The 16,081-nt window shown below is 50.6% G+C and carries 11 protein-coding genes; 3 read left to right on the top strand and 8 right to left on the bottom strand.

Features of this window, described 5'->3' with window-relative positions:
• Positions 1-190 precede the first annotated feature (190 nt).
• Complete coding sequence (locus tag FHS18_RS26875; protein ID WP_246427930.1) at positions 191-2,491, top strand: helix-turn-helix domain-containing protein; 2,301 nt, start codon at positions 191-193, stop codon at positions 2,489-2,491.
• An 80-nt stretch (positions 2,492-2,571) separates the two neighbouring features.
• Here the strand turns inward: FHS18_RS26875 and FHS18_RS26870 are convergent, their stop codons facing one another.
• The 4 genes from FHS18_RS26870 to thrS form a co-directional block, all read right to left on the bottom strand.
• Positions 2,572-4,194 carry an extracellular solute-binding protein gene (locus tag FHS18_RS26870; protein WP_183603468.1) on the bottom strand — a complete coding sequence of 541 codons (1,623 nt, stop codon included), beginning with the start codon at positions 4,192-4,194 and terminating at the stop codon, positions 2,572-2,574.
• Between the two features lie 36 nt (positions 4,195-4,230).
• On the bottom strand, positions 4,231-5,139 hold the full coding sequence (locus tag FHS18_RS26865; RefSeq protein WP_183603467.1) for a carbohydrate ABC transporter permease: 909 nt from the start codon (positions 5,137-5,139) through the stop codon (positions 4,231-4,233).
• A gap of 10 nt (positions 5,140-5,149) precedes the next feature.
• Positions 5,150-6,061, bottom strand: coding sequence for an ABC transporter permease (locus FHS18_RS26860; RefSeq protein ID WP_246427938.1), 912 nt, complete (start codon positions 6,059-6,061; stop codon positions 5,150-5,152).
• A 496-nt stretch (positions 6,062-6,557) separates the two neighbouring features.
• Positions 6,558-8,474 (bottom strand): threonine--tRNA ligase, encoded by a 1,917-nt coding sequence (gene thrS, locus FHS18_RS26855; protein WP_183603465.1) that lies wholly within the window; start codon positions 8,472-8,474, stop codon positions 6,558-6,560.
• A gap of 735 nt (positions 8,475-9,209) precedes the next feature.
• Here thrS and FHS18_RS26850 point away from each other — a divergent pair.
• A complete protein-coding gene (locus tag FHS18_RS26850) occupies positions 9,210-11,243 on the top strand; it encodes a DUF4084 domain-containing protein (protein WP_183603464.1) in 2,034 nt (677 codons plus the stop codon).
• 113 nt (positions 11,244-11,356) lie between these two features.
• On the opposite strand, the gene FHS18_RS35455 is transcribed toward FHS18_RS26850, so the two are convergent.
• Positions 11,357-11,527, bottom strand: coding sequence for a Ger(x)C family spore germination C-terminal domain-containing protein (locus tag FHS18_RS35455; RefSeq protein WP_354471573.1), 171 nt, complete (start codon positions 11,525-11,527; stop codon positions 11,357-11,359).
• Between the two features lie 154 nt (positions 11,528-11,681).
• Between FHS18_RS35455 and FHS18_RS26840 the strand changes: the two genes are divergently transcribed.
• Positions 11,682-12,194, top strand: a complete 513-nt coding sequence (locus tag FHS18_RS26840) for an MFS transporter (RefSeq protein ID WP_183603462.1) — start codon at positions 11,682-11,684, stop codon at positions 12,192-12,194.
• A gap of 212 nt (positions 12,195-12,406) precedes the next feature.
• On the opposite strand, the gene FHS18_RS26835 is transcribed toward FHS18_RS26840, so the two are convergent.
• The 3 genes from FHS18_RS26835 to FHS18_RS26825 all read right to left on the bottom strand — a co-directional run bounded on the left by FHS18_RS26835 (position 12,407) and on the right by FHS18_RS26825 (position 16,042).
• A complete protein-coding gene (locus FHS18_RS26835) occupies positions 12,407-13,714 on the bottom strand; it encodes an MFS transporter (protein ID WP_183603461.1) in 1,308 nt (435 codons plus the stop codon).
• A gap of 110 nt (positions 13,715-13,824) precedes the next feature.
• Positions 13,825-15,219, bottom strand: a complete 1,395-nt coding sequence (locus FHS18_RS26830; protein WP_183603460.1) for an aminotransferase-like domain-containing protein — start codon at positions 15,217-15,219, stop codon at positions 13,825-13,827.
• Positions 15,220-15,388: 169 nt separating this feature from the next.
• On the bottom strand, positions 15,389-16,042 hold the full coding sequence (locus FHS18_RS26825; RefSeq protein WP_221401473.1) for a deoxynucleoside kinase: 654 nt from the start codon (positions 16,040-16,042) through the stop codon (positions 15,389-15,391).
• Positions 16,043-16,081 lie beyond the last annotated feature (39 nt).

The raw sequence follows: 16,081 nt of genomic DNA, 5'->3' as shown, positions 1-16,081 counted from the left end.
TCTCCCTCCATAGCTTTCCCTCCGAAATCGCGGTTTTCCTGAACCTGTTCTCGCTCAAAAGTGGATCCACCCGGTTGTCACTCTAATTTTGGAAGCGTTTCCTTTACTGCTATGTTCAAACCGCCGTTTTGTTGGTATCATGTAAACATTCATGCAGCATGGAATTGAAAAGGAGGCAGACTGGATAAGAATGACCTACTTTAAATCCAAGCTTTTCGTCAAATACATATCGTCCTACATGTTTATCCTGCTGATCCCCTTGCTGTTTCTGACCCTGTTTGTCTACCGCAACGCCGTAACGAATCTTCGCTCCGAAATTGAACAGTCTTCCCTAGCGCAGTTGACCCAAGCGAAGGTCATCATCGATGGGCGGATGAAGGAGCTTGGCGAGATCGCCTCCCGCATCTCTTACGACGAGCGCCTTACTCCCTATCGGGTGCACGATCCCATCACCAGCGGTGAGGCCATCCAGGCACTCGACCAATACAAAGCAACAAGCTCCATCATCGGCGAGCTGTACCTGTATTTTCATGGCGACCAGAAAATTTACTCAAGCATTGGCTTGAATAATTATGAGGTATTTGCGAAGAACACCCTCTTCCGCAATTGGGACAAGGAAACGCTCTTCATGGATCTGAATGAGACCAAGTTCCCAACGATGCGCCCGGCCGACATGGTCAGCAATCCAAACGGGCGGCAAGATTCGATGCTCGCCTACCTGAATCCGATTACGCCCAACAATCCGAATCCGCACGGCACGGTCATGTATCTGATTAAGGAATCCGAGTTAACAAGCCTGATCGATTTGATTCTCGGCAACTATAAGGGACTGACCTATATCCTTGACAACAAGGGTCGAGTCCTGGTCGGCAACAGACAAGGCGAAGAACTGGGCGACACAGAACTGCATTCGCTGTTTGATTCGCTTTCTCCCGGCATTCATGACCGGAAAATCGGCGGAAAAGCTCATTCCATCATCTCCGTTAAGTCGGATCATAATGGCTTTAGCTACGTAACGATGATGCCGAGCGCCCAATTCTTCAGCAGCGTGCTCCATGTGCGCAGCTTCATCATGATGCTGTTCTTCATCGTGGTCATTGCCGGCGCCGCGATTGCGGTGCTCTTGGCGCGAGCCCAGTATCAACCGATTTCGATGCTGGTGGAGTTCGCAGCGTCCAAGTCGCATGCCGCTCGCTCCAATAACGAACCATTACCGTCGAAGAAAGGTGGCAACGAGCTGGACCATATACGCAACGCTCTGCAAACGTACAGCTCGAGGATCGATTTGCAGGAGCCGTTCGCCCGGAACCACTTTCTGTCGCTGCTGCTCAAGTACGGTAATGCCCAGAGCCTGACTCCGGAGCTGTTGGATGCGTTCAATCTCGCGTTTGATCGCTCACACCATTTTGTCATGGTGCTCGGCTGGCAGCTGAGCGATGACGACGAGCCGCGGTCGCGCCGGGAAAGGAGCGAGATGCTCGCCCAGCTGGAATTTCCGGAGCTTGCCGCCTACGGCTACGGCGTTGAGCTGTCTCAGCCGGATCAATTCGGCCTCATCATCAGCTTCAATCAAGGCTATGAGGCAGATGCCTTCGTGCAGGTGAGCCGGATCGTGGAAGCGGTTCGCGGCACGATGCTGGAGACGTTCGATTTCATCCCTAGCATCGGAGTCGGCTCCTGCTATGCAAGCCCGGATCAGCTGAACCAGTCCTTTATCGAAGCTTGCTCGGCCTTTGAGCTGCGGCTATCGACAGGCAATGGCACCGTCACTTATTTCGAGAAGCTTTCCTATGCGTCGGAGCAGGATGTCTGGATCCCGGGCGGCACGCTGATGAAACTGTCGCAAAGCTTGAAGCAAGGAAGTTACGACGTAACCGCCCAGATCATCCGAGAGGCTGTATCAAACCTGCAATCGTCCGGTCTCTCCGCATTGCTCGTTCGCTGCATTGGGGCCGACCTGCTCAATACCATGCTTAAGACGGCCTCGGAGCTGGGGCATCACAGCCTAGTTCAAGGAATCGCGCCAAACATGCTCTACAGCAGCTCCCTGGATGAGCTCGAGCGAGGACTCCTCCGGCTGGCCGCTAAGATCTGCAAGCAGGTCGAGCAACGTACCCAGAAGGAAGAGCAGTCGGTCATCGAACGGATCGCCGCTTATATCGACACGCACTACTGCGATATGAATCTAAGCTTAGAGACGATCGCTTTCGAGTTTGGCATCTCGCCTTCCCATCTCAGTCGATCCTTTAAGGAGAAGACAGGCGTTAACTTCCTCACGTACATCTGGAAGAAACGGATGGAGCAGGTCAAGCATCAGCTAGAAACGACTAGTGATCCGCTCAAAGATATTATTGTGAAGGTAGGCTACTTGGACACGCCGAATTTCATCCGCAAATTCAAGAAGGAAACCGGGTGCACGCCAGGCCAGTATCGAAAAATGCACGGGCAAGGCTTTCGTGCCGGGGCCGTACTGGATGTAGACGACGAGTAACGAGGGAAGCCAACTGCCGGCCTAGAGGGTCCGATCGGTTGGCTTCCTTTGTCATTGCCGCTATTCGTTTGTCTTATCGGTTATCGATCGTATGCGCCTTGGTAGAGCTCGGCAATCCGGTCGCCGCCCATCTGCTTGATTTGCGCGACGTATTTGTCCCAATTGGCTAGCGGTTCCTGGCCCGTGACGAACTTGGCTTCCATTTGCTGCACATAGGTATTGAGATCGGACAGCAGTGCCGTCGCCTCGCTTTGTTCCTCTGTCGTCAGATAGACATTGCGGAACGGCGCCTTGCCAATCGGTGTCAGCTTCGCGGCGTTTTCCTTGTCAATCCACGCATCGAAGTCGCTTCTGAGCCCGTTGTTCAGCTCGCTCAAGTTGACTCCCGGCGTGAGGATCCCGAAGTTCGGGGTAATCTTCCCGCGATACTCCTCACGGTCGCCGCCTCCCGGAACCGGCAGCCATTCCTTCTCGTGCGCGTCTTTGTTCTTGTATTTCCACAACAGGTTCTCCGGCCCTTGGTTAAAGAGCGTCGAGCCTTCGTAGCCGTACAGGTAATCGACCCAGCGCATGGTTGCTTCCGGATTCGGGTTATTGCTCGAGATCGCGAACGTGCCGTTGGCAGAGATGCCTGGATGCTTGCCGTAGACGGGCGACCCTGTAATCTCGCTGGCAACCGGAGTCATGAGCGGATTATCGCCGCTTGGCTCACCGCCAAGCGTGAAGTACGGGAAGTAATCGTTGAATACCCCAATTTGGTTGTTCTGTCCTTTGGCCTTCTTCTGGTCCGGCGTTTGAGAGAATGTCTCATGATCGAGCAGCTCTTCGTTCCATAGCCGGTTCATGAACGTCAGGTAACCTTTGTAGCCTTCCTCCTGCGGTGAATAATGCACTTTGCCTTCTTTATCCGCATAAATGACCTCATCGTACATGCCCCAGAACCCGAAGAAATACATACGCAGATCGTCTAGCTTGACCGAGGTGAGCGGAATTTCGTCCTTTTTTCCGTTACCGTTAGGATCTTCCTCTTTCACGCGCTTTAAGAAGCTGTACAGCTCCTCGGTCGTCTTCGGCAGCTCTGTGACGTTCAAGGCTTGTAAGAATTTCCCGTTGTACCACATCGGCGAACGGTACCACACCGCGGAGAGATCGATGTACGGCAATGCGTAGATATGGCCGTCCGGCGTCGTGAACGACTTGCGGATGTCAGGATTGTCGTCGAATATTTTCTTGATGTTGGGCGCGTAGCCCTCATCGATGTATTTCTCCAGCGGGATAAGCACGCCCTGCGAGCCGTAAGTAACCTGCTCGGCCGGTTTCAGATCAGCCGCATAGAAGACGTCTGGCAAGTCGCCGCTTGCAAAGACGAGGTTCTTCTTGGAAGCGAAGCTGTCGATCGGCGCGAGCTGAAATTTGAACTTCATGCCGGATAACTTCTCCATCTCTTGGAGTACCGGCATCGTGTTCCAGTCCGCTACCCCCGCATCCTGCGACATCATCGTAAGGGTGAGCGGTTCCTCCACGATCGGGAAACCTTCTTTCTTAACGCCTTCCGTCCCCGTGTCTTCCTTGCCGGTATCCGTACCCGCTTCCGTGTTCGGCTGGTTCTTCTCTTCGTTATTGGTCGAGCTGCAAGCGGCCAACATGGATGCGGTCAGGGTCAGACAAAGCAAAATGGATGACGCTTTTCGAAGATTTTGCATGCGAACCTCTCCCTTTAATTTGGTTATGGATAACGATCAGCCCTTAACGGAACCAATCATAACACCTTGGACGAAATAACGCTGAAGGAACGGATAAATCAGGATAACCGGTACCGTCGCCACGATGATGACGGCGTATTTGACCAAGGCCGCGACCTCTGCCTTCGTATTCATCGCTGCAGCCGTGGAGGCGTCGATCGCCCCGCCGCCCTGAGCGCCCATCTCCTGCAGGACCAGAATCTGGCGCAGGATAAGCTGAAGCGGGTATTTGGCGGAATCATTCAAGTAAATGAGCGCCGAGAAATAGCTGTTCCAGTTGCCTACGCCATAAAAGAGCGCCATTACGGCTATGATGGGCATCGACAAAGGCAGCACGATCCTCACGAATAGATGCATGTTCGTAGAGCCGTCGATCTGTGCCGCCTCCTGAAGCTCGATTGGAATGGAGCTTTGGAAGAACGTACGCGAGACGATAATGTTCCAGATGGAGACGGCTGACGGAATGATCAGTGCCCACATCGTATCGACCATGCCTAGCCCTTTCACGAGCAGATACGTTGGCACAAGGCCGCCGCCGAAAAACATGGTCACCATGAACATGCCGGTGAAGAAGCCGCGTCCGACGAAGTCCCGCCGGCTGAGCGCATAGGCGGCTGGCAGCGTGACGAGCAAATTGACTACCGTGCCGACCAGCGTATAGAGAATCGTGTTACCGTAGCCCCTCCATATATTCGCATTCTCGAATACCCTTTGGTACCCGTCGAACGTGATGCCCTTTGGCCACAGCCACATTTCGCCGGATGCGACGGTCTTCGGATCGCTGATCGATGCGCTGACGATATACGCCACGGGATAAAACACGATCAGGAACGCTAAGAAAACGTATACATAATTGCAGATTAAAAAGATTCGGTCGCGCCGCGTTTCTTTAATGCCGCTTGTCATGTGCACCCTCCTACCACAAACTGTTCTCGCTCGTTCGGCGAACGATTCCGTTCACGAGCAGCAGGAGTGCCGCATTGACGACGGAGTTGAACAAGCCGATCGCCGTCGAGAAGCTGTACTGGGCGTCCTCGAGACCGGAGCGGTAGACGAAGGTTGAGATGACGTCGGAGGCTTCCATATTGAGCGGATTTTGAAGCAATAATATCTTCTCAAACCCGACGCCGAACAAGCTGCCCATGTTCAAAATCAAGAGAATGGTCATCGTCGGTACCAGCACGGGGATGTTAATATGGCGTACGCGCTGGAAGCGCGAAGCCCCGTCGATGACTGCCGCTTCGTGCAGACTTGGATCTACGCCAGCCAGGGCGGCCAAGTAGATGATCGTCCCCCAGCCCGCACTTTGCCACACGCCCGAAAATACGTACATCGTCTTGAACCAACGGGGATCGGTCAGGAATGCCGGACTGTCGAAACCGAGTGCCTCGACGAGCCGTACCACCATACCCGTGGAGGGCGACAGAAAGGTGATGATCATCCCTGCCATGACGACGACGGATATGAAGTGCGGCGCATACGTGACCGTCTGAGCCATCTTTTTGAAGAACCCTTGCCGTACTTCGTTGAAGGCCAGCGCCAGGATGATCGGAATCGGGAAGCCGATTGCCAGCTCGTATAAGCTGATGCTCAGCGTGTTCCAGATCAGATCCCAGAAATAATAGGAATGAAAGAAGCGTTCGAAGTGATCGAAGCCGATCCAAGGGCTTCCCATCACCCCTTTGGTAGGTATGTAATTCTTGAAGGCAATCTGGATGCCGTACATCGGTCCGTAGCAGAAAATGAGAAAGTAGAAAAACGCAGGTGCAATAAGAATGTACAATTCCCAGTTCCGTACGATTCGCTTCCATAGCGTCCGGTTCCCCATATGTCGGTGGGCCGTCGCTGCGCCGCCTGATAGGCCGGCATTCGTTTCCCGCATACAATCTCCCCTTCCTGACCTTAACGATAGGCGAGCTTGTAAGGCATGTAAATATGTCGTTTCCGCATTCGCTTGAAACCGCTTAACTTCACGGCTCAAGCGGCTTTGACAATTCTTCATGACAAGCGGACAATATGTTGTTTTTGACTGCCTTTGCGCTGATTTTGGGTCTGAAATCAAATTTGGCCAATTGATGAAAATCCCATTTTATCTTCTGAAAGCCGGAGGATTTCTACACTTTATCCATTTCCAACTCGCTTCCCTATGCACAACTGCTCAAAGAATCTTATTGCCTTGCTAGCATAGTCGCGGCGCTGGTTCTCCGTGGCCACAAATATTTATCTCTCCGATGATCAAATAAAATAGGGAGTAGCTATCACTGCAGCCCTCCCTAGTTCAATTAACCAAATACACTATTATTTTAAGTTTTTTGTTATGGGGGCTAGCGTTTATCAGCCAACTCCTCCATCAAGCTTTCAATAAATACAGTAACATTCATGCTGTCGCTAACATCTGTTCCCCGCTTCCGCACTGACAGCTTTGATGTATTCATTTCATTCTCACCAACAATGGCCATATAGGGGGTCTTTTGCAGTTGGGCTTCCCGAATCTTGTAGCCTAGCTTCTCATTTCGGCTGTCGACCTCAATTCGGATTCCCGCTTCAGCAAGTGCTTGTTTAACGTTATAAGCATACTCCACATACCGCTCCGAAACCGGCAAGATTCTCACTTGTACCGGTGCTAGCCATAACGGGAAAGCACCTGCATAATGCTCGGTTAGAATTCCGATAAAGCGGTCTATAGAGCCATAAACGGCGCGGTGAATGACAACAGGACGATGCTTGCCGTTATCTTCACCAATATAGCTAAGATCAAATTTCTCCGGCATCTGGAAATCCAACTGGATCGTACCACACTGCCAACTTCGTTTAAGGGCATCTTGAATGTGAAAGTCGATCTTCGGCCCATAAAAGGCTCCGTCCCCTTCATTGAGCCTGTATGATACACCACGCTTTGTAAGTACACTACGAAGGGACTCTTCGGCTTGCGTCCAAAGCTCATCGGACCCCATCGAATCCTCTGGACGAGTCGATAGCTCAATCTCATACGAGAAGCCAAAAATACTGTAAATGTAGTCGATCAGGTCAATGACACGACTAATTTCTTCTTCAATCTGGTCCGGTAGTACAAAGAGATGCGCGTCGTCCTGGCAGAAGGTACGCACCCGAGTCATACCGCCAAGAGCGCCAGAGAACTCGTGACGGTGCACCTGTCCAAATTCAGACAGTCGAATCGGAAGTTCCCTATAGGAATGGCGCCGGTCCTTATAAATAAGCATATGTCCTGGGCAGTTCATTGGCTTAAGGGCGTAAGTTGTGTCGTCCACATTCGTGAAATACATATTATCCTTATAATGATCCCAATGACCGGATTGCTCCCAGATCCGGTTATTCATCATGAGTGGCGTTCGGACTTCCTTGTACTCTAGTTTTCGTTGAACCTTACGCGCGAAGTCTTCAAGCTCCGTGCGTATAATCATTCCATTTGGAAGATAGAACGGCATGCCTGGCGCTTCCTCTGAGAACATGAATAGCTCTAGCTCTTTAGCGATTTTACGATGATCGCGTTTTCGAGCTTCCTCTAGCATGTGCAGATGTTCGTCAAGTGCGGGCTTCTTTGCAAACGCTGTGCCGTATATCCGTTGTAGCATTTTGTTGCTTGAATTACCTCGCCAATATGCACCAGCCACGCTCAACAGCTTGAACGCCTTGATCCACCCAGTGGACGGTAAATGCGGTCCACGGCATAAATCTGTGAACTCGCCTTGCGAATACAGCGTGATTACCGAATCCTCTGGTAAAGCATGTAGGAGCTCCACCTTATATGTCTCAACACGCTCTGTAAACAGAGATCGTGCATCCTCTCGACTAATGACGTGACGAGAGAACGACAAGTTCTCTTGCACTATTCTTTGCATTTCCCGCTCAATGCCCACTAGATCATCTGAAGATAACGGTCTATTCATCTCTACGTCGTAATAATAGCCGCCTTCGATAACTGGTCCGATTGCAAGCTTAACAGCTTGCTCTCCATATAGACGTTTTAATGCCTGCGCTAATACATGCGCTGTAGAGTGACGCAGAATCTCCAAACCCTCAGGTGATTCCAATGTTATGATCTCAACGTGACTATCCGGGGCAATCGTCTGGTTCAGATCCATGCGCGTGCCATTGATTTTCCCCGCAATTGCTTGTTTTGCTAGTCCCTTACCAATCGACTCCGCGACTTGTGCAAGGGTCGTGGTTTGATTAAACCTCCTGCTTGTTCCATCTGGCATCGTTACATGAATCTGTTCCATGATTAAGCCTCCATTTCTCGTAAATTGGAATTATTGAACGCAAAAAAACGCCTCTCATCCAGCAAGGGACGAGTGCGTTCAACTCGTGGTTCCACCCTAATTCGATCTTCGACTCGCTTCATGCACAAGAGTTTCCTCGGTGCTGGCGGCTTCAGATCCTTCATTAGCATCCGTTAACGGGGACGATGCGGCGGCTTATAATGACGCACCCTTTTGGAAGGGAGTGGGTTCCAAGCCGCGGCTACAAAGGGGTAACTCCACATTCGACAACTGAAGAGGCTCGCAGCAATCGCCTCTCTCTCTGGTCAGTCCGATAAGGGAATCATGTCTTTGATAATGGCCGTATGAATATGGTCCTTATCTTACACAGTGTGCTAAATAAAAGTCAAGAATATTCGCAGCTCGGTTTTCGGAGGCGATACAATGGGGACACGCGATGCTGCAAACCTATGATTTGCTGAACGTTCCGATGGGCGGCGGTCGGTTCAGGAACAAAGTATAGGCCTGCGATTTCTTTCGCCGTAACCGTAATCACGAGTCCTCCTACATTATCCTGTATGTCCTTACATGTCCCACCGCACACTATTCAACCACGAAAAGTCTAACCGCTTCTTTATTTTCTTGAGCATCTTACAAGTTAGAATGGTATAAAGCAGAAAAAACGGAATATCAAATTGTCGAATAGAAACGAGCAATGATATAATTTTGTTAATTCATATCGAAAGAAGGCGAAACATGCAGTTACCTCTCAAGCTAGATGCACGTACATATTCAACTGCAATTGCCTTGTATATGATAGCGTTTTATGTGTGGAATTTCTCATTCGATCCGACTTCGCGCATATGGTCGATAGGATGCAATGCGTTCTCGACCATGGGTTCGTTAACGGCAGCCGTCTGGCTAGTCGTGGGAAGTCGGAATTTGGCTCAGCCCGATAGGCGCTTCTGGCTTCTCGTAGCTTTCGGCTCATGCTGCTATTTTGGCGGGGATGCGACGTGGTTTTTGATTCAGGTGGCGCTAGTAAGCAAAGTCCCTTCACCCGGCTTGCCTGATGTTCTTTACCTATTGAGCACGTTAGCCTATATTCTTGCGATTGGATATAAAATTGTCACGCGTAGATTCGAATTCCGATTAGCTCCCTTATTCGATATCGCGATTATGATGACTGTGGCCATTAGTTTAAGTAGGGAATTCATTGTCAAGCCGATTTTCCTGCAGGACGGCAATACTTTCACACCATCGGTCCTTATCTCTCTTATTTACATTACAAGTGATCTAGTCCTACTTTTCGGTGCGCTCGCCTTGTATTGGGTGCTGGATCGTATCCACGGCAAGCAGTCTTTGCTTTATATCATTTTCGGCATGGCGCTTCAAATCGCGGCAGACTCGGTGTATTACTCTCCCTTCGCGAATTCAAACGAGTGGGTTTACGCGGTAATCGATCCTCTATACACGCTGTCCCTCTTACTCATTTCGCTCGGGGGCTACGTGAGCCGCATTCCGGAATCCAAGAATGGCACACCTCAGATTTGCAATAATCGTAACGAAGCGGTACGTATGGCCTTACCCTACACGATGATCGTGATGATGTTGATCATCTTGCTTCTTCAGCAGGAGCGGGTAAGCATTGTGATGTGGGGATTCGCCTCTTCAATTTTATTGATTGTTCTCCGCCAATTCAACAGCTATCGCTTCAAACTGAAGGTCGCATCGGAAGAAGTGCGAAGTATCCGTAATTATTTAGATTCATTCGTTAACCATACGCTAGATGCAATCCATGTGACGGATCAGCACGGAAACGTACTGCGAATTAATCATGCTTTCGAAGAACTATATGGTTGGAGAGCGGCTGAAATTTTGGGTAAGCCTCTCAATAACATACCCGATTCGTTGAGAGAGGAATACGAGAACATTCTTAGGGCGGTCCGTCGAAATGAATCCGTTCCGGATTACGAGACGGTCAGATATACGAAGAGCGGCACCCTCGTCGACGTCAGTATTACAACCACCCCAATCCTCGACGACAAGGATGAGGTCGTTGCCACCGCTTCGATCACGCGGAACATTAGCGCCCGTAAAAAATCCGAGGAAGCGTTGCTGCAATCCGAGAAACTTTCAGTCATCGGTCAGTTGGCCGCAGGCGTGGCCTATGAGATCCGCAATCCATTAACGACGCTAAAGGGCTTTATTCAGCTTCAGCAACGTGGCATTATCATTTCTGATCCCAATCTGAGTCTAATGCTTGCCGAGTTGGATCGGATAAACTTGATCGTCAGTGAATTTCTCGTTTTGGCCAAACCACAGGCCACCGATTTCCGAATGGTAAACATCCAGGCAATTCTAGCCGAGATCGACGTGCTGCTGCAGCCGCAGGCCATAATGCAGAATATTCAAATCTCTATTGCCCCCCCGGTCGCAATACCTTCCGTATACGGGGAGAGCAATCAGTTGAAGCAAGTCTTTATCAATATTCTCAAAAATGCAATGGAGGCGATGCCATGCGGCGGTAACGTATGCATTGAGCTGCGTGCAGATTCATCCTGCCTCCTCATTCGCTTCAGCGATCAAGGCTGCGGAATTCCGCAGGAATCTATAACCCAGCTCGGCGATCCTTTTTTTACGAACAAAGAAAACGGAACCGGACTTGGTCTCATGGTCAGCAAGCAAATAATTGCTAACCATAAAGGGTCGATCACCTTCGATAGTACGCTGGGAGAGGGAACAACTGTGGATATTCGTCTTCCTATCATACAGTTACCATCCAATTAATAACCCGCTAGTTATGCTCAAATGCCGGCAAGTCACTCTACAAGATGTTGACAAGCCGGTTTTTTAACAGTTTGGGGGAGAGATTAACCGCTTCACTTCAAACACTAGGCAATTTACCGTATGAGACCCGTTCCGCGGATCTTAATATCAACTTTTACGCTAAATTGAATTTCGGGATATAGTTTCTGCCATGCTGCCCACTCCCCCTTCGGATCATGTCTGGTTGCCCGGTAACGGAGTCCAAAGCCGATCGGGTCGGTGTCGGCCTTCTGCATTTTGATCAACAGCTTCTTGTCGCGTTTAGGATCATGACCGCATCCCAGATGGGTGGTTCAAGCGCCTCACCATAGCGGCGCTGCAGTACCCCGCGATTGAAGTTAAGTAGCATGTCGCGCTTGCGGAAGAGCATCGGCCCGAGCACTTGGATCCATGCTCTGCATGCCGATTGGCGGACGTCTCTTTGACCGCATCGGTGCACGCCCGATCGTAATCACCGGCACGCTGTTCATCTCCGCGGCGCTGCTCATCATGTCACAGATTACGCTCGACCGTCCGTTATTCGTCATAATGCTGAACCTATTCCTGCTCGGCTGCGGGATGGGGCTCTCGATGATGACGATGAATACCTATATTCTTAATACTGCGCCCAAGGATCTGGTCGGCCGCGTAACGCCACTCACCAACTCGGCCCAACAGGTTATCGTCTCCTTTGCGGTCGCTGGGCTGACCGGCTATCTGTCCACGCACAGCGCTGCTGTCATGGCGGACTACAAAGGGCCGAATCCGCTTGAAGCTGCCATCGGTGCGTTCGGCGATACCTTCCTGCTGACATCGGGCTTCGCAATCGTCGGTTTCGTGCTCAGTCTGTTCATCCGCCGCGTCAAACCAGCTGTGCAGAAGGGCGGATCTAGCGAAGTGACGGCGGAGGAGAGCATGCTAGCCGGGCACTAGTTTCCCTCACGTTTTGTTGCTGTAGACTGTCGAGAAAAATCTCGGCAGTCTTTTTCGTCAAGCCTTGGCCGAACTCATCAACTATACCAATGACCTCGTGGCCGGGAATACCGAACCATCCCAGGTCACCCCCGTTGTCACGACTCGTTTCGTTGATGGTAAGCCGAAATGCCAAAGAGACCTGATGCGTAATCAGATCTCTAAGCTCTTCGTCATACCTTTCTCCTGGACCAAAGGACAACCGGAATAAGAAGCAAGGCAAGGAATCCTCCTGCCAGCGAGAGTGTCGAATAGCTGGAATGTGCCACTACCATGCCGGACAAAGCACCTCCGGATGCCCCCGCGAGCGCGATCAGTACGTCCACCGTTCCTTGCGTTTTGGCGCGAGTCGCTGGCGTCGTGGCATCGACAATTGCTGCCGTCCCGCTGATAAGTCCGAAATTCCACCCTAGACCAAGCAGCGCGAGCGCAAGAATCAGTAGCACCATGGAGTCACCCGGTGCGAATGCTGCGAGTAATCCGGCCAAGAGCAAGGTCACCCCGGACGCATAGGACATCGGTTTCCGGCCATATTTATCGACGAGAATACCGGTCAGCAGAGAAGGCAGATACATCGCGGCAACATGAATCCCGATCACCATGCCAACTTGACCAAGTCCATGACCGTGATGTTTCATGTGAACCGGTGTCATGGTCATAATGCCGATCATCACAATCTGGGTTAACACCATCACCGACGCGCCGACGATGATCCCCCGTCTATTCACACTCGCTTCCGAAGTTTGCGATTGCATTTGGTTGCTCGGGCCTTCTTGTGCACGCTGTGCGTCTGCAATCGCTTTGGCCACGAGTAATGGATCTGGCCGCAGGAAGATGAGCAATACGATTCCTGCCACTAGATAAGCAGAAGCCGCCAGCATGAATGGTCCAGATAAGGCGGGAGCACCGAGTGAAGTCGCTATTCCACCTGTAACATTGACGAGATTCGGTCCGGCAACCGCGCCAAAAGTCGTGAAGACCATGGCGGTACTAATCGATTTGGCCCGCTGCGTTGGAAGGGCCAGATCCGTGCCGGCATATCTCGCCTGCAAGTTGGTAGCCGTTCCTGCTCCATAGACCAGCAGGGATACGAAGAGCAGCGCGATACTATTGAAGACAGCTGCCAGGACGACGCCTAGAGCACCGATTCCGCCGGCTAAAAAACCCGCAGCAAGTCCCACACGACGTCCCGATCGTTGCGATAGACGACCGACGATGAGTGCGGCCGCAGCGGAACCTAACGTAAACAGGGCGGTCGGAACGCCAGCGTAACTGTCTGTACCGAGCATATCTTGCGCCAACAGCGCCCCTACCGTAATTCCAGCAGCCAATCCCGCACCGCCAAACATTTGCGAAGCAATCACGATTATCATCGTTCTTCTATACAGCTGACGCTGTTTCTCAGGAGAATCTACGTATGATCTCAGTGATTCTCCCGTGCCTTCTACTGCTTCTTTGACGAATGCCTTATCGTTCGACATGTATCTCTCCCCTTACGCTGTAACCCATCAGTTGCTCTATCATCTGGTATGTGCCATCATAACACGGCACAAAAAAGCCATACAATATTATAATTGTATGGCAAACAATATTAAGATGAATATTGTTCACGAAGCAATCGTTGAAGAATCGATAATCCTTCCTCCAGCTCTTCCGCGGCTTCCGGCGCACAGACGGCAATTCTGACAGCCCGCTCTGGAGCACTATTACCCACGACAAATCGATCCGCCGCATACACTTGTACGCCCTGCTGCGCGGCCAACTTCTCGAACTCCGCACCCGTGATGTCACCCGGCAGCAACAGCCAGCGGAAGATGCCGGTATCGACGCCAAGACACGTATAGCCTGCCAGATGCCGGTTTACGATCTGGTTTCTACGAATCGCTTGCTCCCGATGTCCCTCTATTAAGCTCTCGAATTGATTCGATACAATCGTACGCGCTGCAAGTTCGGCGAATAACGGCGATACGGATACGTTGAGATTGTAGAGAGCCTTGACAATAGGCTCCTTATAGATACTAGGCACAGCCACGTATGCGAGTCGCAATCCCGGTGCAATCGATTTGGACAAACTTGCGATGTAGATCGTTTGTTCCGGTGCGAACGAGCCGACCGCCGGAAGCGGCCGTTCGCACATGAGGCTGTACGCCGCATCTTCGATAATGAACTGATTATAGGTTCGGGCAACGTCTGCCATTCGTTTGCGAGTCTCCACGGACATCGTGCTGGCTGTCGGATTATGATAATCCGGTATCAAGTAGATACCTTTAATATTGTCATTCCTGCATGCATATTCGAAGGCAGCTGGGCTCATGACATCGTTCTCGGATTTGATCGGTACGATCTGAATACTGAGCATCGCTGCCGCTGTTTTTAAGCCCGGGTAAGTATGAGGATCCGCACCTATGCGATCTCCCGGCTTACATAGACCCGCAAGAGTAGCCGCAATCGCATTTTGACCTCCATTAGCCAATAAAATACGATCGACCGTCGTTTCAAGGCTACACCGTCGGAGGAGCTTCATCGCTGCGTCCTTTTTCCAGTGGGTATCGCCTGAACGGCCATAACCGAACCATTTTTCATAATCCGGCTCATGCAGCATACTTCTCAGTTGGAGAAGCAGCGGCTCGTAGGAATCTTGGTCTGGCAGCGTGGCTCCCATCTCGATCAGATGCTGAGGCTTCGTATCTTCAAGTAAATAGGCATTCGATAACGCATCATACGAAACGAATGTTCCGCTGCCGACTGCCGCGCTTAACAAACCTTTTAATTCGCACATCTTGAACGCTTTGGAGATCGTGCTTAAATTCAAGTCCAAGAAATCTGCCAACTCGCGCTGCGAGGGGAGTCTGGTTCCCGGCACTAGAACGCCGGTTAGAATATCTTGCTGTAATTGCCGTGCGAGTACTTTATAAATCGGTTTTTGGGATTTATCAATTATCGGCTTCCAGGTCATAGGGTAATTGTCGAATGAATTAATCGGCATAATGGGTATCCTTTATTGTGTTTCTTGTTTTAATCACGCTCTGTTTATTATAACCTCATCTCTTTCATATTGCCCGCTCCGCCAATCACATCGGCTAGTATCTGCATTTCCAACAAAAAAAGCCGCTATTACGCGGCTTTTAAGTAGATATTATTTGGTCATCAGACATTTAATTCAGTTCAGCAAGCTTTGCGTCAATCAAGGAAAGCACATAGTTGCGATCTTCTTCATTATTTTCAAAGTCAATGCCATCGACGTTAATTTTGAGAATAGGGGATGAGTTGTATTGCGCAAAATACTCGGTATAATACTTATTCAGCTTTTCCCAATAGCCGCGTTCCACGATCTGCTCATACTCTCGTCCGCGTTTTTGAATGCGTTGAATTGCGCCGTCTACCGACAATTCCAGGTAGACCATCAGTTTTGGGGCTTTGCAATGTTCAATCATATTTTCGAACAAGTCAATGTACAGGTTAAACTCTTCGGTCGTCATCTCCCCATTGTCATGAAGCATGCGAGCAAAGATCAAATCTCCATAGATGGAACGATCCAAGGCTGCATTCTCGACTCGCGAAGCTTCTTTAATATGGCGGAACCGCTGATTCAAGAAAAAAATCTGAAGGCTGAAGCTATATCGCTCACGGTCATAGTAGAACTTGTCCAAAAGCGGGTTATCTACAACGGGTTCATCAAAAGGCGTAAGCCCTCTCTCTTTGACCAGAATATCCATCAGCGTACTCTTCCCTGCGCCTACTACCGCGTCAATAACAACCATATCCCATCTTCCTTCCTGAAGTTTCCCAAGATAGTTGGAAAATTGCATTGTAATGGCCTCCAATAGAGGATGATTTATAACTGTCAA

Source organism: Paenibacillus phyllosphaerae (assembly GCF_014192105.1).
GTDB classification, from domain to species: domain Bacteria; phylum Bacillota; class Bacilli; order Paenibacillales; family Paenibacillaceae; genus Paenibacillus_Z; species Paenibacillus_Z phyllosphaerae.
Note: the sequence above shows the minus strand (reverse complement) of the source record. Positions and strands in the feature narration are given on the sequence as shown.